General features: G+C 54.6%; 15 protein-coding genes. 12 read left to right on the forward strand and 3 right to left on the reverse strand.

What is annotated here, in order from left to right; translation table 11 throughout:
• The first annotated feature begins 46 nt into the window (after positions 1-46).
• From GC165_04390 to GC165_04435, 10 genes are all read left to right on the forward strand, one after another.
• On the forward strand, positions 47-988 hold the full coding sequence (locus GC165_04390; protein MBI1332101.1) for a sialidase: 942 nt from the start codon (positions 47-49) through the stop codon (positions 986-988).
• 191 nt (positions 989-1179) lie between these two features.
• Entirely contained in the window at positions 1180-3558 is a 2379-nt protein-coding gene (locus GC165_04395) for a glycoside hydrolase family 95 protein (protein ID MBI1332102.1), read from the forward strand.
• Positions 3545-5986 (forward strand): Bacterial alpha-L-rhamnosidase, encoded by a 2442-nt coding sequence (locus GC165_04400; GenBank protein ID MBI1332103.1) that lies wholly within the window; start codon positions 3545-3547, stop codon positions 5984-5986. The genes GC165_04395 and GC165_04400 overlap by 14 nt, the downstream gene beginning before the upstream one ends.
• 1087 nt (positions 5987-7073) lie before the next feature.
• Positions 7074-7688, forward strand: coding sequence for a hypothetical protein (locus GC165_04405; GenBank protein MBI1332104.1), 615 nt, complete (start codon positions 7074-7076; stop codon positions 7686-7688).
• Positions 7685-8236 carry a hypothetical protein gene (locus GC165_04410; GenBank protein ID MBI1332105.1) on the forward strand — a complete coding sequence of 184 codons (552 nt, stop codon included), beginning with the start codon at positions 7685-7687 and terminating at the stop codon, positions 8234-8236. The genes GC165_04405 and GC165_04410 overlap by 4 nt, the downstream gene beginning before the upstream one ends.
• Positions 8237-8242: 6 nt before the next feature.
• Complete coding sequence (locus tag GC165_04415) at positions 8243-9502, forward strand: multicopper oxidase domain-containing protein (GenBank protein MBI1332106.1); 1260 nt, start codon at positions 8243-8245, stop codon at positions 9500-9502.
• 102 nt (positions 9503-9604) lie between these two features.
• Entirely contained in the window at positions 9605-10738 is a 1134-nt protein-coding gene (locus GC165_04420; GenBank protein ID MBI1332107.1) for a hypothetical protein, read from the forward strand.
• 9 nt (positions 10739-10747) lie between these two features.
• Positions 10748-11893: a hypothetical protein gene (locus GC165_04425; GenBank protein ID MBI1332108.1), complete on the forward strand. Its 1146-nt coding sequence runs from the start codon at positions 10748-10750 to the stop codon at positions 11891-11893.
• A gap of 527 nt (positions 11894-12420) precedes the next feature.
• Positions 12421-13395, forward strand: coding sequence for a Cj0069 family protein (locus GC165_04430; GenBank protein ID MBI1332109.1), 975 nt, complete (start codon positions 12421-12423; stop codon positions 13393-13395).
• Positions 13396-15436: 2041 nt separating this feature from the next.
• A complete protein-coding gene (locus GC165_04435) occupies positions 15437-15637 on the forward strand; it encodes a hypothetical protein (protein MBI1332110.1) in 201 nt (66 codons plus the stop codon).
• Positions 15638-16848: 1211 nt separating this feature from the next.
• On the opposite strand, the gene GC165_04440 is transcribed toward GC165_04435, so the two are convergent.
• From GC165_04440 to GC165_04450, 3 genes are read right to left on the reverse strand one after another with little or no spacing between them, the layout of a single operon-like run.
• The gene (locus tag GC165_04440; protein MBI1332111.1) at positions 16849-17568 is read right to left on the reverse strand and encodes an SDR family NAD(P)-dependent oxidoreductase; all 720 of its coding nucleotides are present in this window, start codon (positions 17566-17568) and stop codon (positions 16849-16851) included.
• 30 nt (positions 17569-17598) lie between these two features.
• The gene (locus GC165_04445; protein MBI1332112.1) at positions 17599-18036 is read right to left on the reverse strand and encodes a VOC family protein; all 438 of its coding nucleotides are present in this window, start codon (positions 18034-18036) and stop codon (positions 17599-17601) included.
• A 29-nt stretch (positions 18037-18065) separates the two neighbouring features.
• Positions 18066-18419, reverse strand: coding sequence for a hypothetical protein (locus GC165_04450; GenBank protein MBI1332113.1), 354 nt, complete (start codon positions 18417-18419; stop codon positions 18066-18068).
• Between the two features lie 172 nt (positions 18420-18591).
• Between GC165_04450 and GC165_04455 the strand changes: the two genes are divergently transcribed.
• On the forward strand, positions 18592-20256 hold the full coding sequence (locus tag GC165_04455; GenBank protein MBI1332114.1) for a hypothetical protein: 1665 nt from the start codon (positions 18592-18594) through the stop codon (positions 20254-20256).
• 88 nt (positions 20257-20344) lie between these two features.
• Positions 20345-21097 (forward strand): hypothetical protein, encoded by a 753-nt coding sequence (locus GC165_04460; GenBank protein ID MBI1332115.1) that lies wholly within the window; start codon positions 20345-20347, stop codon positions 21095-21097.
• The last annotated feature ends 2 nt before the right edge of the window (positions 21098-21099 follow it).

Below are 21099 nucleotides of genomic sequence, written 5' to 3' on the forward strand. Positions count from 1 at the left end.
CTTGCTGACTTCTTTCGCTCTTCTCCTGACGGAGAAGAGCGATGGCATTAACCTAGTCCGTTCCGAGTTCATATACGTATCGGCTCCGTTTCCTTCGTGTCATGCATCAACGATTGTTCAAACGCGAACGGGCAAAATTCTGGCCGCTTGGTTTGGGGGCAAAGCCGAAAGCAATCCCGACGTGGGAGTTTATGTCTCCGAACTCCAGGGCGATAACTGGACCGTTCCCAAAGAGGTAGCGGTCGGATACGCCCCAAACGGCGAACGACGCCCCTGCTACAATCCGGTGCTGTTTCAGCCCTCCGGCGGCCCGATTCTGTTGTTCTACAAGGTTGGTACGGGACCTCAAGGTTGGTGGGGAATGCTGACGAAGTCCACCGACGATGGACGAACGTGGGACAAGCCGGTTCGGCTTCCCGACGGCATTCTCGGTCCGATCAAGAATAAGCCGATGGAACTGCCCGACCACACGCTGATTTGTCCGTCGAGCACAGAGGAGGGCGGCTGGCGAGTTCACTTTGAATTCACCAAGGACTTCGGCAAGACATGGACCAAGACCGATCCCGTCAACGACGGCAAGTCAATAGGAGCCATTCAACCCTCTTTGCTAAAACTCCCGGGAGGAAAGCTCCGCGCCGTCGGCCGAACCCAACAAGGGCGGGTCTTCTCTATTGATTCCAACGACAAAGGCAAGACGTGGGGACCGATGTCGCTCACCGACGTTCCAAACCCCAACTCCGGTTGTGACGCTATCACACTCAAGGATGGTCGCCATCTCATGGTTTACAACAACACTCCAAGCGGACGTACACCGCTGTGTGTCGCTATTTCGAGCGATGCCAAAACCTGGACCCCGGTTCTGACTCTGGAAAGCGACCCAGGCGAATACTCCTATCCTTCGCTGATTCAAACAAAGGATGGATTGGTTCACATTGTCTATACCTGGCAGAGGAAGCGCATCAAGCACGCCGTCGTCGCTGTGAAATAGTGATCTGGTCCGAGCCCTCATGAGCTGGGAACGAGGCTCGGACTAAGAGACTTCAACAGTTGGCAGATTTCCGGAATAAGTGTCCCAAAACTGAACGAAAAGTCCGGATCAATGGCAGCCTATCGACCCCGCAGTATCCTGAAGTTGAAGCCACGATCTCTACGATCAACGGCGGCGTAGGACTTGGGTCGATGAACCGCAGAGACATTTTGAAGGCATTTGCCGCCACGGCATTTACGCCGTTAGTCGGTTCGATCGACGTAGTCAACGGCACGCCAGACGAGCTTACGGAAGGGATTGCTTCAAACCTAAAGCTCTGGTACGACCGACCAGCAAACAACTGGCTGGAAGCCTTGCCTCTCGGAAATGGCCGAATTGGGGCAATGGTTTACGGTGGTCTGGCAACGGAGACCGTACAGCTTAACGAATTGACGCTTTGGGCCGGACAACCACACTGCTACAACAATCCTGAGGCCAAGGCATTCTTAGAGCCTATTCGAGAAGCAATTCTTGCTGGGGACTACAAGCTTGCCCAGGACCTCGTGGGCAAACATTGGATTGGGCGGCCTTGGGCCCAGATGCCCTACCAACCCTTCGGGAGCCTCAAGCTGGCGTTCGACCACTCCGCCACTGAACCGACCCACTATCGACGCGAACTCGATCTTGACTCTGCCATCACAACCACCACCTACCAACTAAAAGGCACGAAATTCCGCAGAGAAGCATTCATAAGCTATCCGGACCAAGTCTTCATCATGCGGATTACGGCCGATAATCTCGGACAAATTGGCTTCACTGCCGAGTTCGAGACGCCACACGTGAAGAAGCAAACATCCGCTAACGGAAACGACCTCATTCTGGAAGTCGAAGGCGGAGCGGCAAAAGGTCTTGATGGTGGTGTGCGAGGCTATGGAATTTTGCGCGTGATCGCCGACGGAGTGCAAATTCAGTCGAACGATTCCCAATTGACGGTAAAGGGCGCGAACGCGGTCACCCTTCTGGTTTCCCTCGCGACAAGCTATCACAACTACCGAGACATCACCGACGATCCGATCGAGAAGGCGAACCGTTGGCTGGCTCAGGCGAAATCCAGGACCTTCGGAAACCTGAAGAGTAGTCACGAAGCCGACTACCGAAGTCTTTTCGACCGCGTCCATCTCGATTTCGGCGCGAAGCCAAGCCAACTGCCGACCGACCAACGAATTCTGGCCTTTCCTAAGGGGCAGGACCCCGAACTTGTCGCTCTGCACTTTCAATATGCGCGCTACCTCCTGATTTCATCCTCAAGACCTGGTGGACAGCCAGCGACTCTTCAGGGAATTTGGAACAACTCACTGGAACCGGCCTGGGATTCAAAGTACACCGTCAATATCAATGCCGAAATGAACTACTGGCCCGCTGAGTCCTGCGCCCTCAGCGAGTGCCACGAACCGCTTTTCCAACTTATTTCCGAGATCGCAGAAACCGGAGCCAAAACCGCCCAAGACTCGTATGGTGCTCGGGGATGGGTTTGCCATCACAATACTGATGTATGGCGAGGTACGGCTCCGGTCGATTGGTACGGCTCGGGCATGTGGCCTCTTGGCGGCGCGTGGCTCTGCATGCACCTCTGGGAGCACTACCTGTACGGACTCGACAAGCAGGCGTTAGCCAAGCACTACCCGTTGATGAAGGGTGCGGCGCAGTTCTTCTTGGATACGCTCATCGAAGAACCAAAGCACAAGTGGCTCGTGACGTGCCCTTCGCTATCGCCCGAGCATGAGCATCACGAACGGGCGACTCTCTGCGCCGGGCCGACAATGGACATGCAGATTCTCCGAGACCTCTTCGGTGCCTGTGCTAAAGCGTCCGAAATATTGGAGACCGACGCCGACTTCCGCAGAGAAGTCCAGGATGCCCAGGCCAGATTGGCTCCCATGCAAGTCGGTGCCCAGGGCCAGCTTCAAGAGTGGGCGGAGGACTGGGATGCTGATGCGCCTGACCAAAAGCATCGGCACGTATCGCATCTGTACGGCCTCTATCCCAGCCACCAGATCACGCCAAGCACCCCCGACCTGTTCGCCGCCGCCAAACGAACGCTCGAGATTCGTGGAGACGAAGGAGTGGGATGGAGCTTGGCCTGGAAGATCGCTTTCTGGGCTCGACTATTGGACGGAAATCATGCTTTCAAGTTGGTCTCCGAAGCGCTCAAGCCAGCCGACGCGACTTCGACTCGATACGATGAGGGAGGGGGAGTCTATCCGAATCTATTCGATTCTCATCCGCCGTTTCAGATCGATGGGAACTTCGGCTTTGCCGCCGGTATCGTCGAAATGCTGATGCAGAGCCATCTTGGAGAGATTCATCTCCTTCCTGCCCGGCCCGACGCCTGGCCGAATGGGTCCGTCCGAGGTCTTCGAGCGAGAGGCGGCTACGTGGTGGATGTGGAATGGAAGAAGGGCCAACTGTCGAGGGCTTTGATCAGGGCATCGCACAGCGGCAAGTGTGTGGTTCGCTACGGAGACAAACGAAAAGAAATGCAGGTCAAGACGGGCGGATCCTATCGAGTGGAAGCCCATGACTTTCTATGAACACGCCCGGTCATTGGCCGGCCGTTTCTGGCTTGCGATTTTGCTGCTTGGGATTACAGGTGTCAGCGCGGCAAGGCCTATGGAAACCAGGCCGATGAATCCCGACAGGATTGGCGCGCAACTGGACTCATTGTTTGTCTCGACCGAGGGGTCACCACGAGAGACAACTTCGGGAGCATGCGTCGCCTTTCGCAAAGCCTTTGAGTTATCCAGCGTGCCCACAAGCGCCACTTTCAATCTCTTTGCCGATGCACGCTACGTGCTTTGGATCAATGGCCGCTACTGTTCGCGCGGTCCAGCCCGCTTCGAGCCTTCGGGTCCAGAGTACGATCCGATTCCGGTCGCCCAATATCTGAAAGGAGGAAAGAACCAGATTGCCATTCTGGTGATCGGTCGGGTGAGCAACGGCAAAACTCGCTGGCGTCCCCTCGGAATGACCGCGAACCTGATGGTCGGAAACCGGAGCCTGATTCAGACCGACTCGACTTGGCGGTGGAGCGAGGCCACTCGCTATCGAAAAGTCCTAGTCGATTGGGCCAATCTCTATGATGTTGTCGATGCCAGAGCCGAAGACGGCGACTGGACAAACCCGGAGTATGACGACTCTCGCTGGAAACCGGCTGTCCGAGTCGCTCCAAACCCGACTCTCCTGAAAGTGACAACGCGCGTCGATTGGCAGGAGGACGCCAGACTCGACGTCAAACCGATCGGTGGCTCGTGGTGGGGACCGCTCTCGAGGAGGCGGACACCGCTCCTGCGAGAGACGAAAGTCGAACCAGCCTGGACATCATTGCTCCCGGTAACGCTTCGCGCCGGCGAAAAAGCCACCTTCCGCTTTGCACACTTGGTGCTGGCAACCACGGGTTTTGAGGCCGACGCTGAAGAAGGATGCGAGATTCGCTTCAGCTACCTTCCTCAGACGAGCTACATCTGCAAGGGCGGAACTCAGTCCTTCGTCACAACGGACAGCCACGCTATCTTCGAAGGTTCCATTGAAGTCATTCGAGGTCGAGTCACATTCAAGAAGATTGAGTTTTCCGAACGCCTCTACCCGTTTGCGATGGTCGGCAGTTTTCGGAGTAGCGATCCGCTCCTCGATCGCCTTTGGAAGACGTGTGTTCGCGGGCTCGAAGTCACCAGCGAGGATGCCTACGTCGATTGCACGGATCGGGAGCGGGTGGAGTGGATGGATACCGATCCTCCCGCTTTCGATGTCACTCGGGTAGCCATGGCCGGACCGCCTATCAACGGGAAGCCGACCTACTCCGACCCAAGGCTTTTGGAGTCAATGCTCCGCCGAACCGCGCTGACTCTCCAACCCGAGGGATGGGTCAAAGCCCACACTTGCTCGGACCGGTTTGACATTCACGCCAAGATGGAAGACAGAGCCTGCGACTGGGTAGAAGGCGCTCGAAGGTATGTGGAGTCAACCGGCCAGACGAAGGTCGTGCGGGAGATTTGGCCTGCGATGGTGCGTCAGATGGACTATTTCCTATCGCACAAAACCAAGCGCGGTCTCGTATTGGGTCGTGAGTGGACCGTCTGGGGCAACCCCGTCGGCTACCAAACCTGTGAAGGCACCACACTCAACGCGTTCGTTTGTCGAGCCTTGTTCGATGCCGCTTCCTTGGGTCGAAAGATCGGCGAGAATAAAGAGGCCCTTCGGTTCGAGGCGGCAGCCAAGGAACTATCCAATACGATCAATAAGGTTCTGTGGGATGAGGACGCGGGAACGTACTTTGCTGGTTTTTACGACCTCGACATTGCCAAAGCCGCGCCGGACTATCGTCCGCTAAAGCTCCAAGTCACAAATGGGTTGATCGAGCCAACCCGCCATGCCGCCCTGTTCATGCTCGACCAAGGAGTTGTGCCTGCCGATCGGATTGCAAGGACGACCGCCTATCTCACGTCCCATCCGCCCCACGAAAACGACATCATGCAGTACTACTACTTTTGGAAGCAGTGTTACCGGTTGGATACACCGGACGCCGATCTTCAGGTTCTGGATATGATGCGGAGGGAGTGGAAGGACATGGCGGAGAGCCCCTTCGAAGCCACCTTCGAAGGCCTTCATTCGTGGGGTTCGCAAGCGCACGGATACGGTATGTTCCCTGCGTACTTCCTCAGTTCGTACGTTCTGGGTGTGCGGCGAGAGGGTAACGGGTTGTTGATTGAGCCCCGACTCGCCGATCTGACCCATGCCTCTGGAGTGGTGGCGACGGAATTCGGCCCGGTCGATGTTGAGTGGAAATTGGGTAAGTCTGGAGGATCATTCAAACTGACCATTCCTCGGGGCACAAAAGCGATCCTTCGCCTCCCCGCAGGTCAAGCAACCCTAACAGGCGAGCTCAGCGCCAGATTCAGGAAACATGGTCGCTGGCTGGAAATATCTCTGAAGGAAGGGCTATCGGAGGGAACATGGCGATAATCATCTGATTCGGGCGAATCGCCAATCTGCGGTCTCTCAATTGTCTCTCAGTAGGAGGAGATTTTCGGAGACTTCCAGGCTCGTCCGTAGAATCAAAATCAATACTTTGAACCTAAGAAAACTCCCTTGAGGTGGTCGTGTTCACGAGGCGTGAAGGTTCGAGTCCTTTCCCGCGCACCAGCTTTCTCTCCAGAAAATGATTCCCTCGGGAAGGACCAGAAGTTTTTCCAGCCGTAGGGAAATGTCGAAGATTCCGAGAGGCTGAGCCGAATCGGAAAGTGAAGCGAATCGGGACTGCACTCCTCAGATTCAAATTTCGCTCTTTTAGTTTGGAAACCAAACTAAATTTCAAGTAATAATCTGCCGTGTCTCTGAAATATTAAAGCGTACAACGCGGTCGTGCCCTTTCGGACTCTTGCAGCGAAGTTCTAAGTCTTCAAATCGCCTCTGCATTCTGCCATGCCCGCGGATTTGGGGTTCTTGAAGTTTCGGGAACGAAGATTTCTTCTCATGCGTCATACTCAGTAAGTCGATGGTACGGCTACCACGGGTACTGGCTACGCTATTCATGCTGTTTGCTCTTATATTGCAAACATCGGCATGTAGCGCCTGCACGATCGGTTGCCTTCTCGGTGTCTGCAGTTCAAAGCAAATCTCAACCCTTCATCATGACCACGATGAAGATCGGGGTGGTAGTTGCTGCGATCATGAAAAGGACGAGCCCTCGGTTCACGACCACAGTGGTTTGGCTCAAATCGGTTCTGAGCACAAGGATTCTTGCGGATGTCCGTCAATTGCAAGCTGCGCCTCTGCGTTTTCGGTGCAGAAACAGGATATCGGGGTTCAGGCTCCCAATGTCGACCTGCCTGCCACCTTGCCAGATACCCGTGACTTGAAGTTTAGCGTCGTTCGTGTTCCCGAGCCGGGATATTTTGGCAACGACTCTAGCCCACCCGTTCTTGGTGAGTATGCGCCTGATCACGGTCGGGCTCCTCCAGTTGTGTAAAGCTCCCAACCTTGTGCGCTGAAAAGTGGCGCAGCAGGGTTTTTCGGCGTCTTTGACTACCAATTTCAACTGGATACAAAAATGATCTTTACTACCCTTGTCGCGACAACCGCGATGTCACTCGTCACCCAACAAGCCCCGGCCATCTCTTGCCCCATCACCGGCGAACCGATCGTTAAGGGCATGAAAGTCACCGAATATAACGGTGCTCGCTTCACGTACTGCTGCGCGGGTTGCGATACGCAATTCGAAAAAGATCCCAAGGCTGCCCTCGACAAAGCCGCGAAGACCGGCAAGACGATCGGCGTATTCCTTTTCGATCCGGTCAGCATGAAGCGTCTCGAAGCGGACAAGGCCAAAGGCGGCTTCACCGATTACAAAGGCCTCCGCTTCTACTTCGAGTCAGAAGCCGACAAAGCGGCATTTGACAAGGAACCCGCAAAATTCGGGGTCCTACCAAAGAAGGAAGCTCTGTACTGCCCTGTGAGCAAAGAAGTCGTCACGTCCTATACCAAGGCAAGCGGATACGGAGACTTTAACGGCACCCGTTACTACTTCTGCTGCGGAGGGTGTGAAGGACCGTTTGGTAAAGAGCCGGCAAAGTTTGCCGAAGTCGCGAAGGGACATGTTAAGACCCCTGCTCCAATTGCCGCTGAGAAGCCAGCACAAAAGAGCGGTGGAGGCGACAACCAATGAGAGCCTTCACGCTATTTCCGGCTTTGGCCATTACGATCAGCGCCGCCGCTATTAGTTCCGCCGACGGATTCGCCGTCAGCGGAACGAAGAAACTGACCGTGAGCGCAAGTAGTCTGGCAAAAGCGAGAAGGAAAGCGACGGCTGGAAGTGTAAGCTCGGACAAGAAGTCGATCACGTTCAGCTCGGCCTCTGCCCAGCTTGTCGTTGAGACCGGACCGAAGAACGATATGATGTCGTATCGAATCCAGAGTTTGCGCAATCCTTGCCTTGTCGTGAAGCCAGGCGCAACGCTTCATATCCTCTTCGTCAACACCGACGACGATATGCTCCACAGCCTTCGATTCACTTCGGAAGCCGCTCCGTTTGACGCCAAGATCGGAACGAAAGGCTCGGTTGGCTCAGCCGAACTAAAACCCATGTCGGGCAAGTCTTTCTTCGGGCAGGAATTTGCGATTAAGGTGCCGGTCAAGAAGGGTTCTTATAGCTATATATGTACGACTGCAGGACACGCCGCCGCAGGTATGTACGGGACCATTACCGTCCGCTGAGACATCATGAGCAAAGACAAACCAAGTGAAAACAACGAGGAAACTCTCGGTCGGCGAGAACTCCTCAAGCTAGGAGGTATCGGACTCGGAACCGGACTCATGGGCAATGCTTTCGGGCAACAAGGGCACAGGGCTACTGCGCAGCAACAGGTGTCGCAGTGGCCCTCGGCCTTCGATCCGCTAGAAACCCATCCGCCGTACCCGCCGCGCGACCGCCCGAAACCGGGCGAAAAGATTCATGTTCACGACATCGAGGTAACGATTGAGGTTCACGAAATCGTGCCGGGCGTCCAGACCCACATGTTCATGTTCAACAAGTCGTATCCCGGCCCGGAAATTAGGGTCAAGGAAGGCGACTGGGTGCAGATCAATCTTAAAAACAGCAGTCCCGAATTCCATACCATTCATTGGCACGGCATCATGGTCCCCATGGAAATGGACGGCGTGCCCCTGGGAACTCAGTGGCCAGTTGGTCCTAACCAGGAGTTCCGATATCTGTGGAAGGCGCAGCCGGCCGGCACGCACTTCTATCATTGCCACGTTATGACAACGCTCCACCAACAGGCGGGTCTTGTCGGATCTCTGATCGTCGAGCCCAAGGAGCCCGATATCGTGCAGAAGACGTTCCCGTACAAGCGCGAATACACCATGATCTTGAGCGAACTTGACACCAATTTCGTTCGCAACATGATGTCCGAGATGGTTGAGATGGGCGTCCAAATGGAGCGAATGAACCACAGCGCAAAGATGATGCGAGAAATGAACGGCAAGATGATGGGTTGGTTCAAATCGAAAGAGGAGTTCGTGAAGGCGGTCAAGAACGGGTACATCCCGCCGTATCTGGCGGCGAGAACCGGAACGGCAATGCCCATCACGCCGAACTACTTCATGATCAACGGAAAGTCGTATCCGATGACCGATCCCCTCATGATTCGGCGCGACGAGAACATTCGGGTCCGGCTCATTGCCGGAGGCTTCATGCCGCACTTCATCCACCTTCATGGGCATGACTTCTGGCACGTCTGCCAAGACGGATCGCCCCTGGCGGCGCCGGTGCGGATGAACACAATTCCAATCTATCCTGGCACAACCAGCGACATTGTAATCCAAGGTACGAACCCGGGATTCTGGCATTTCCACGACCATAGCGATCTGTGTACGACCAATAACGGCCAACATCCGGGCGGGATGATGACCATGCTAATGTACGAAGATGCTCGTGAGGCGGGCATCAAGTGGGAAGAGGTCATCGCGATCAGCTCATAGAAACAGGAGTAAAGGCAAATGAAAACACAAATTAAATACATCGGAATCTTGGCCACAAGCGCTCTTACTGCTGCGTCTGGAGCACAGACTCAACAATCCCCTGTGCAGCAAATTAGTCTGCAACCGCAAATTGAAATCGCCGGCTCGGGGCTTGCAACGCTGGATTTCGGCCGCGAAGGCATGTTTGGCGGTAGAGGCATAGGAAGCCGAAGCCAGATCAACTTTTCGGACTCGTCGTTGAGCTTCGGTGTTGCCCAGCGAATGTATCGAGGGGCCATCGGCAGTTTTACCCTTGGCGGCGTTGCAATCGACGAAGCAAACAGCGGGCACGGAAAGCAGGTCTTCATGCATCAGGCGTTCGCAGATTTCCAAGAATTGCGCTTCGAAGGATATATCGGACGGACCAATACGCCGACCGCTCAAATCGTTGAGTTTCCGACGATCCGGGAGGACGACCTGGTGGACTATACGTCGGTTCTGAATCCCTTCTCGAACGGAGCTAACCCCGAAGAACACCGCTATAGCAATGTTGCGGGCATCGTGTTTAACGGCGATCTTCACCACTTCCTCAATGTTCATGCGCAGCACCAGATCGACAGTGCCGGGGTTGGACAAAGCGACAGCGGGCTTAACTCGGTGGGAATCAGTTTCCAGTATGAAGGCAACCCAGCTCTAAGCACCATCGATCGCTTTCCGTCCTATGGCTTCGGTCTCGAAAGTCGAGCCATCAACAAAAGCTTCGGCGGGACATCGAATGTCTTCTATGGCGGTGGAGTCCTCAATTTGCAGCCGGGCCTCGTGGATAAGCTGGATTTACGCCTTTTGGGCCAAGTGTCGTTTGGCAACGATACCAACACGCTAACCACGCTCAATGACACGTACCGGGCCGATCAGGAGTCGATTGCGCTATCGCTGCGCAAACTCTACAGCCCGTTCGGAAAACCGGCGTCGCAAATCGCCATGACCGCCGGAATGAAGCGTTATTCAAAGGTGCCCAATGCGAACTCCTATGGTGTCGCCTTGAGTTACGGGAAGAACTTGGGCCAAGGCTTCGACTTTGTTTCTCAGCTTGGCTACGAGCGTCGAAGCAGCGGGATGACTATGGCTTTTGGCGGTCACAGTGACGCCCTGGTCTTACAGTTTGGACTTTCGTTCAACTTTGGCTCAACCTTCAATCAGAGCATCGGACCGCGCAGGTCGCCGACGAACCTGCTCCACCAATACATTCCAAATTAAGGAGTCACCATGTTAAGAAAACAACTGTACTCACTTCTCTTCGTTTCGACATTCTCGGCTTCTCTGCCTGCTTTTCAACAGAACCCTCCCGCTGGCGGCAGAACTCTTGAAGCTTCGGCCGTCATTAAGCCTGCCGCACCTAAAACGGGCGAGAACGTCCTTGAGATCACCTTCATGGAAGGCTCAAAGCCGGTCGCCGGCTTGAAGCTTGTCTCAAACGTGGGCATGACAAACATGGATATGGGGACGGCCCATCCCGCGGTAAGAGAAACCGCACCTGGACACTACACCTTGAAGCCCATGTTTCTGATGGACGGTCCGTGGCGGGTAACCCTCATCAGCAAAGACCCCAAATTCACCGTCAACTTTGACATGACTTCGGGGGCAAAGGGACCGTGGAAACCAACCAAACAAACGATAAAGATCGGCGAATCGGGAACTCCCGCAGTTCAGCCCAAGGATAAGACTGAGCCGCCGAAAACTGATCCGAAGGGGACGGATTCTCCCAAAAAGGACCCCGCGAAGACTGAACCTTCCACCACCGAGCCCGTAAACCAAGACCCGAAAAAGGAGCCGACAAAACCGGAGCAAGGCTATGACATGACAAGCATGGGACACGTTGCAGTGTCGATGCCCCAACTGAAGGAAAAGTCCTCCTATGAGTGGACAGGCAACGAAGACTGGGATACTCGAACTGGATTTGGCAAGCTTGAGCCGATGGTCAAAATGATGATTCTCATGATGGTGTCCGGTTCCGGCATGGAAGGGATGAAAATGCTCCCCATGGATATGGTGTTCAATGCCGAAAACTTTAGCGAAGGTGGTGATTCCCCGATGAAAGACATGCCCATGGCAAACTCAAAAGCCTTGAAGGTCGAGGCCAAGATTGAGAAGGCTGGTATCGGTGACAATAACGTCTCCATCACAATCAACACACCGGATGGTAAGGCCGTGACCGGTGCGAAGATCACGACCGCCGTCGCGATGACGAACATGGATATGGGCACGACTCACCCGGCGGTTAAGGACCTCGGCAAAGGCAAGTACGCTGTAAAGGCCACCTTCAGCATGAGGGGACCTTGGCGACTTACACTCATCGTTTCGGCAACCGGAATGCAGCCACTGACTTATACCTTTGATTTTCAGGCGAAGTAGATGAATCGAAATGGAGCGCGTTTGAAGAACAAACCAGAGGAGACTCATGCTGCGAGGTGATTCAGTCTCTCAATTTGAGGAGAAATTGAGAGACTTCTGGGCATCTCTGTGGATTCGAAACCTTCTCTTTGAACCTCAAGAAACTTGGATGACACTGTAGGGGGTCATCCCGATTCATCGGGACACCCCGCCAACTTCGTCAGGTGCCAATCACGTACATCCCCCAAGGTGATTCTACGTCTGCCATACAGATCACTCAATCCAACGCTTGGATTTTCGCCATTACTCGGCATCGCCCCATCAGAGCCGTTCGAGACTCGCGATGAGCCGATGAAACGAGAATGAGAAATCAGGCGGCGGAAGAGTGGCGATCTTTTTCGAGAATGAATAGCCGATGGCGAAGTTTAGAGTGACCGATTCTCTACTGACAACCAGCGGCGTGTTAAGTCTTCTTCTTTTGTCCTGTGGAACGAAGCGTCACCTATCAGAGAGGAAAAAAATTCAAGACTAGGCGTAGACTCATCAACATGAAAATCGCTTTGATGTGGCACGGAAGTCGGGAGACCAGAGATGCCGTCAACCTGGACGAGCACCGCTTGGCCCCAACCGCCGCCGCATTCCGGACAGAAGGATTCGAAGTCGAGCCATGTGTCTACAATGACAACTTTGCCGATGAAGTTCGGGCGCAGCTTAGGCACGTGGACGCCGTCCAGGTTTGGGTCAATCCGATCACCGATGAAGGACGGACGCGCGCCAAGCTCGACGCTTTGCTTGCCGAGATAGCCGATTCGGGAGTGCTGGTCCGAACCCATCCTGCGACCATCCAGAAGATGGGCACGAAGGAAGTGCTATTCACGACACGCGAAATGAGTTGGGGCTCGGACGTTCGCCGCTACTCGACGATGGACGAAATGCGTCACGGGCTCGTCGGTTCGCTCTCTACCGGACCGCGAGTGCTGAAGCAGTTTCGCGGACATAGCGGCCAGGGCATCTGGAAACTGACTCCCACCAGCGACCCGGAACGAGTCCTTGCACGACACGCCCCGAGGGGCAGCCAGGAGGAAGAACTTCCCCTCGAGCAGTGGATCGAGAACTGCGCCCCCTATTTCGCCACCGGCCCCATGTACGATCAGGAATACAACCTCCGAATCGGGGAAGGCACGATCCGGTGCTATTTTGTGCAAGACCGAATCGAAGGATTTGGCCACCAAGAAGTGAACGCGCTTGTGCCGGGGACCGATTCCGGCCCTCGTCTCTATTCTCCGCCGACCGATGAACGCTTCCAAGACCTTAGGCGGCAGGCCGAATCGGAGTGGCTGCCCCAACTGATGGAGAAGGTCGGCGTTACGTTCGACGAACTTCCGATGCTCTGGGACATCGATTTGATGTTTGCCGATCGTGGCTATATGCTCTGCGAGATCAACGTGAGCTCGGTCTATCCCTACCCGGAAAGCGCGATGCAACCCCTCGCAAGGGCCTTCAAAAATCGGATCTCGAGCTAGTTTGCTCTTTCATCTGGCAGAGACCGTCTAAGACTTCCCAAAGAGTCTATTTTGCCCGTCTGATTCGGTGAAGACATCGATGACACGTAGGACCATTTGGGCCTTGGTCTCCGCTTGGGGCCAAAATCATTTCTGACGATCGGTTTGACCTGTGACATCCTCTGAGTCGCAGAGTTCAGGTTTGGGGCGAAGCGAGGGGGAATGGAATCGGAACTATACCGCCCACTATTTCCTATTCCATTTTTTGCGTGGTGATACAATCGCTCTTATGAGGGTTGGTGAATTTCAATCCGCTACCAGGGTTCCAACATATCCTCTCAACATCGTCCCGATTCGCTTCGCTTTCCGATTCGGCTCAGCCTCTCGGAATCTTCGCTCATTTCCCTTTGGCGGGATCCATCGACAGATTTTCGGGTATGCAGAGCACTCCTGAAGCCGACATTTGTCCCGCTCACGAAAGTGGCTCGCCGTTCTGGCAATAGCGACCGTTGCCTAGTTTGACATGAGACTAAGGGTTATTAGATTCAGGCGATTTACCCGCACACTGCTGGTAACCGCTATAGCTGCATCAGTGGCAATATTACTTTTGGGCACGAGACGTGAACCATTTAGCTTTCTGCGGTCAGGCTATCTTAAGAGAGTGGATATGGGTCGATTCTCAACAAACCCGACTGGTACTGTATCGGAATTCGATGAATATGTAGTGCCCATCGATTGTACGGCACTCTTGTTATCGAGCAGAGACGAATTAAATACCCGAGGATTTGCATTATATTCAAAAGACGAAAAGTCAACAATATATGCAAATATGGGAGACTCAAGCTATATTGAATTTTCCAACCAGCCTAAAACGGCGTCGATAAATCGACTACCAAATTGTACCGTTACGTATGCTCGTTCCTTGGATGAGACAATTTGGACCAAGATTAAGTTTGAGATTTACCTTCTACAACATAGAGATTAGTGAAAGACAAACCTAGTAGAAAAGCCGACAGACGCTCGTTGTCGCTTAAAATGACCAAGTGTATGAGTTAGGGCTGATCAGTCCCCATTTCCTGACCAGGTTAGAGTTGACGAGCATTTCGTGAACTGACCAGTCACTATGTGAGATGGGTTAACCGAGTGGCCCGCATACCCGAAGGATACGTAGGGTCTTTTGCGGCCAGACTCATGGTCCTCGGGTTTCGTGTTGGATTTGGAGTTCGAACGATGTCCAACACCTTCTCGCGCTTGGTGTTACAATCAAACTTATGAAGGTCGGCGAATTTCAAACTCGCTCGGCTACCGGAGTGCCTGCATATCCTCTCAGCTTCGTCCGGATTCATATCGCTTTCCGATTCGGCTCAGCCTCTCGGAATCTTCGACATTTTCCTTTGGCGGGATCCGTCGACAGATTTTCGGGTATGCAGGCCACACCTGAAGTTGACATTTGTCCCGCCCACGAAAGTGGCTCTCCAGAGGTGCAAAATGAGTAAGGTGAATTATCTTTCAAATAGGGGCAACTCCGGATCAATTCTCAGGCAGTCAATGGAGATGTCTTGGTATTTCGCTCGAATATCTTTTGGAATTGTTGCACTTTTTGTTATGTTTGCCCATCCAATGCACGAATATTTGACAGGTGATGTGGTCCCACAGGTTTGGTCAATGATTGCTGCTGCACTGATTACTTTGGTTCTCGGCAGAACGGTCTTTATTACGATCTGTGCGGTTAGGCGAGAAAAGTGCTTTTCATCCCGCGTTTTAGTTCCGCCTCCGTCATTTGTGGCCACTTTAATATATGGTTCACTGTGTTTCCTAAGTATTGCGGTGAAAGTCCTGTTTATTGCTAGCCCTAGCATGAAATAGTTTTTGTTCACTATTGGCAAGCCACTGGAAAGGTGTTGACGAACCCTCTTCAGTTTGTTACCGGCTATCTTCTATATCGTTGATGCAAGGACGCGAGAAGCCTCAATCGTCGCTATTCGGTTCGACTCCTTAGGAGTCTTTGCTGGCAGAGGACCATCCTTTGCGCAAGATTCGCTCAGATTTCAATGTCTGATATGTGCGTTTAGCGTCTGCGTTCGAGACGAGCTACGGCCAGGTTGGCAATCCGAGCGTTCCGACTCCGGTTCTTCTTCGGGCGTGGCTTTTGATGGCTCTGTACAGCATCAGGAGCGAGCGGGCTTTGTGCGAGCAGATTACGATGAACGCGAGCTCTCGCTGGTTCGTTGGACTGGACCAGTCACGGCGTGAGTTGGGTTAATGGAGTGGCCTGCGTACCCGAAGGATACGCAGGGTCTTTTGCGGCCAGACTCATGGTCCTCGGCTTTGGGGTTGGATTGAAAGCACCGGACGGTGTCCAACACCTTCTCGCACTTGGTGTTACAATGGCGCTTATGAGGGTTGGTGAATTTCAATCCGCTACCAGGATTCCAGCATATCCTCTCAACATCGTCCCGATTCGCTTCACTCATTTCCCTTTGGCGGGATCCATCGACAGATTTTCGGATATGCAGGCCGCTCCTGAAGCTGACATTTGTCCCGCCCATGAAAGTGGCTCGCCCGAGGTAGTACTAGAAGCTGAGGTTTGCATTGGGCTGTCGGCATTTCTGACCAAAATTGAAGGATGCGGCACCTGTAAGGAACCCCCAGGCGAGGTTGGGTGGGTTGATCCAACGTTCACATTCGAGTGGACCTCAGCTACCCCATCCATTGGAATAAAGGTTGGTGGAAAGCGTGAAAAGTGCAAGTGACGATAGTCGTTTTGGATATGGCAATTATGCTAGATTTGTTCTAATCCTTGGATTCTTGATCTCATCGGGCGTGGACGCGGTGTTCATCGTTGTGAGTGTCCGAATGCTTCTGAATAACCGTTTGGATCAAGTGTTGCTGGGATCCATCGCTATAGTTCTTACTAGCATAGTTGTATCTGTAGTTAGCTACCTTTTCTTTGTCGTTTGTAAAACCGATTTAGTCATACTCAAAGACGGCCTAGCTGAGTTCAGATTTGGCACAAAGAAGAATTCTATATTATGGGACGATGTTGAAGACTTGGAGACTTTCCTTAATAAGTCCGTTCGTACTTTCGTCGTTTATGGTAAGGAAAATCAGTCAATAATGTTCAGTGCATCTTTGCCGCGATATAAGAGGCTTGTGCGGGAGATTGAAGCGAGGACCTCGAAAAGCTTCAATAAGTGAAGTTTTCTCGGACGACATTGGTGTGCCTTTGATTTGCTTGGAGATATGTTCTAGTCTCTCAAATGTCTCTCAATTGGAGGAGACGTCTGGAGATTTCTAGACATGCCCGAAGATTCAATGTACGAGAACTCCCACGACACTATAGGGGTCATCCCGATCGGGATACCGCCACCATTTTCTTCCCTTAAGAACCAAAACGCATCAGCGGTATGGGGCTTAGCCGTGGGTAAAAAGGGCACGGACTTCAATTCTTGAGCATGAAATTCCCACGGCCATCTACTCGGCAAAAGCGCTCACAAAGTTCTCGATGATCACCGTCTTCACGTGAACGTTGCGAGGCGAGGCCAACATCCACAATCCCAGATCGGCGACTTGGTCGATCGTCATCATTCGTCCACGCTGTTCGGGCGTCGCGTGGTCTCCCCAAATGTCCGTGTCCGCCGCGCCCGGACCAACGCTCATCGCCCGGATTCCGAAGGGTGCGCCCTCCAACGCCAGAACCTGCGTAAGTCCGTTAAGACCCCACTTGCTGGAGCAGTAAGCGCTCATGTCGGTGTAGGCGTTGTCGCCGGCGATCGAGCTAATGTTCAGAATCTGGCCCTTCGATTCCTTCAGGTGCGGCCACGCGTGACGCGAACACAGAAATGGCCCACGAAGATTGGTGGCGATGACCGCGTCGAAGTACTCGGTAGAGGTCTCCTCGAAGGGAATCCAGTCTCCGATTCCCGCGTTATTGACCAAGATATCGAGCTTCCCGTAATGCGCAATAGTGGACGCAACGACCGACGCGATATCGGTCTCTTGGGTGACGTCGCACCGAAGCGCGAGATGTTCTGGCCCAAGCTGAGCGGCGGCGCTTTCCAGCACGTCCATCCGACGACCACAAAGCACCACCGACGCCCCTTCCGCCACAAGTCCACGGGCAAAGGCCAAGCCAAGTCCAGCCCCTCCGCCAGTTACGAGCGCAACCTGGTTCTCAAACTTCATTTTCGCCATTGTACATCCGGCATCGGAAGTCTGAGACGGTCACTTTAGCTCTTCAGCGAGCCCAATCAAAATCCCTTCGGGCCCGCGGATGTAGCACAGCCGATAGATGTCCTCGTACTGCACAACTTCCCCCTCGAGCGTCGCCCCGATCTTCAATAACTTCGCCAGCACCTCGTCGAGATTTTCCACCGCAAACATCACGCGCAAATACCCAAGCGCATTGACAGGAGCCTTGCGATGGTCCGCCACCACGGCAGGACGAATAAAGCGCGAAAGCTCTAGTCGCCCATGCCCGTCCGGCATCCGCATCATCGCAATCTCAACCTCTTGATCACCCAAGCCTGTGATCCGCCCCGCCCATTCTCCCTCGACCTTCGCCCGACCTTCGAGTTCGAGCCCAAGCTCCAGAAAGAATTCGATCGCTACCTCGAGGTTCTCGACGACGATCCCGATGTTGTCCATTCGCAATGCGGCCATAAGGTCATTATTGCTCGACTCGGGCGGTTCTACGTCTCGTCCCGGCTTCCATGGAACTGACGAACCTCAACGGGCGCCCGGCAGGAAAGGGCCGCCTTTCGGCCCCACTCCAAGGCCTCTTCCATGTCGGCGACTTCCAGAACCCAAAGTCCGGCAACATGCTCACCGCCGGGTAAATAAGCCCCATCCGAAACGACCACCTCGCCACCCGGCTTAGCCACGAGCGACTTCGCGGTTTCGGCCCGGTGCAGGCCGCCAACGAATACCCGAACGCCCGCCGCAACCATTTCGTCGTTCAGGTCGTCGATGGCTTGAATCCTCGCTTTGTCTTCGCCGGAACCATCATGGTCATCAGCATGGTGAACGGCAACTAAAAACTTCATCGTACTTTTCCGTTGGACAAGGTCCCGACCTTGCCTTCATCATCATAACGAACGACCAAACGGAAATGGGACGAGCCTACTAAAAGAAAAGTCCCTTTGAGTTTGGCTTGGCAAACGCCGTAACGCTCTCGTAACGGTGACCAGTGCAAGAGTGTCCTGATAGGAACACTCTATGATCAATCGTAAACTGCCTCCTCGTCTGCTCGGATACGCCGCATTATTGACCCTGCTCGCCTGCGGCGGAGGAGGCGAAACCGTCGGACCCACGATCGAAAATCCGACCGTAAGCATCACTTGGCCGGCGCGAACCCGCGACGACGGGGCGATTCCTGCCCCCGGCTCGGCCCTCTCCGCTCATGTTTATATCGAAGGCGTGAATACCGGCGCCAACTGCGATGTGTACATCACGCGCGATGACAACACCAGCCTGCACACCGGGAGGTACCCGATCGGCCAGCCCTGGACCCACGAACCGGCTCGCATCACCTCGACCTTCTTCTCGGGCCCCAACCAAACCGGCGACATCGTCGGCGTCGCGACCGGCGACGTGAATGCGACGGGCAACAATTTCAACCTGATCAATTTCAGCTTGACCAACACCGTCAAATCCTGCAAAGTCATCCCACCAACCACCGTCAGCGTCGGCTCGACCGCGACCCAGCTCCTTTTCGAAGCCGATGGTGACCAAAGCACGGTCGTTGCGGTCTCGCCTGGATCGGCCAAATGGACGCTTGTTTCTGGAAGCGGCGCAACCCTGACACCGGACGGTCTACTGACAGCGACGGTGGCAGGAACCCTAACCGTCAAGGTGACGGTCGATGGCATCGCCAGTCAAAACACGACCATCACGGCGACCGAGGGAAGCATCGGACAGGTGACCTTCGAAGACCTTTCTAGCGCGGACGCCGCCGTCGCGGCGGGTACGGCTTCCCCCGGCTCAGGAACGATCGGCGGCTACTTCTCCTACGAATTCGCCCCTGAACACGACCGAGCCGCCATTTGGTCCAACGGCGAAAGGCAAGACTGCCACCCGACCGGGATGTATAGCTCCATCATCAACGCGATGGATGGCGACGTCGGCGCGGGAACCATAAGCCCGAATGGCAGTTCCTTCTCGGCCGCCATCATCACCCACGGCGGCTACGTGAACCTTTGCCCGACCGACTTCTCGGAGGCATTGGGCATCAGCGGTTCCACCGAGGTCGGACATAAAATAAGGAAAGCTTGCCTTTGGATGGGCTCTGCCGCTAGCTACGTCGATCTCCACCCCTCCGAATGGCGCGAGTCCTATGCAACCGCGATTTCGGGTTCAAATATCGTCGGATGGGTCACGAGCACCCCCACAATTCCCGGAAGCAAGGCGGTTATGTGGACGGGTACCGATCACACTCTGGCCTACCTCGACCCAACCGGCTACAGCGGCTCGGCGGCGTATGCTGTATCGGGCAATACGGAGGGCGGAACCTTTACGCAAAACGATGCCAGCAAGAGCATCCACGCCTGCCTATGGCACGGCTCCGCCGACAGCGTCGTAGACCTCAACCCATCGTTCGCGGGCGGCTCGCAAGTACTGGGTCTTTCCAACGATGTCGCGGTGGGGTGGTACGTGTTGCCCAACAACGACCAAATCTATCGAGCCTGTATCTGGAACGGCACCTCTAGCCACTTCGTCGACCTCAACGCGGCGTTGGGATCGTCATACATCACCGGAAGCCAGGCGCTCAGCGTTTCGCCGGAGCTTGGCGGGTACCAGGTTGTGGGGTGGGCAAAGTCCAAAGAAGGCGAAACCTATGGCCGACGAGTGATCGTCTGGCACGTTCCGTCGAGTCTGCTGTAAGAGCACGAACGAAGGAGGCGGAAGCAGGCCGCCTCTCACTGTCCAATTTGGCGGAACAAAACCTTTTGGCGCAAAGTATTAGTGACCAATGATCGCCAGCATTCTTGCCGTCGCGATGGCCCCTTATCCGCTTCCCGCGGTTGAGTTCAAGACGGCCACGCGGCATCCTATGAAGTACTACCTTTCGTTGCCCGAAGGATGGAACGCAGGCAAGAAATGGCCCGTTGTTTTGGCGATCGAAGATGCCGAGAGAGACTTCGCCGGAGCCGCCGAACGATTCGCCAAGGCCCGAGGTCACCAGCCCTTCATCGTAGTGGTGCCGATGGTCGTCACCAACGGAGGGCCAAGCTATCGGAGCGTGCCGACCTACAAGTATTCCGCTGAAGATTGGAAAAGGGTCGATCAGGTCGGAGAATACAATTTCGACCTCGACGGCATTAGTGCCGTCCTCGCCGACGTCAAAGCCACCTATTCCGGCGAACCGAAGGCGTATGCTTCGGCGTTTGAGGCCGGATGCCACACACTCTTCGCGCTGACCTTCCGCCACCCGGATTGGCTGAACGCATCCGCGCCGAATTCGCCCAACTATCAGGGCCGAGGCATCACCGAAGGAAGCTTTTCGAAGTCGAGCGCCAAAGCTGACCTTCCCATCCACGAAATCCACGGAAGCGACGACCCATTCTGCGCACCGGGCAAACCGTTTTTCGCCCAATGGCAAGCCGCCGAAGCCGCCGCTAAAAGCCACGGATTCACCAAGATTTCAACGCAATCCGTCCCGGGTAAGGGCCACGTTTGGCTGATGAGCGAGGCCCTCGCCTACTTTACGAGTCTTCGCCGATGAGC

Source organism: Armatimonadota bacterium (genome assembly GCA_016125185.1).
Taxonomy (GTDB): domain Bacteria; phylum Armatimonadota; class Fimbriimonadia; order Fimbriimonadales; family Fimbriimonadaceae; genus Fimbriimonas.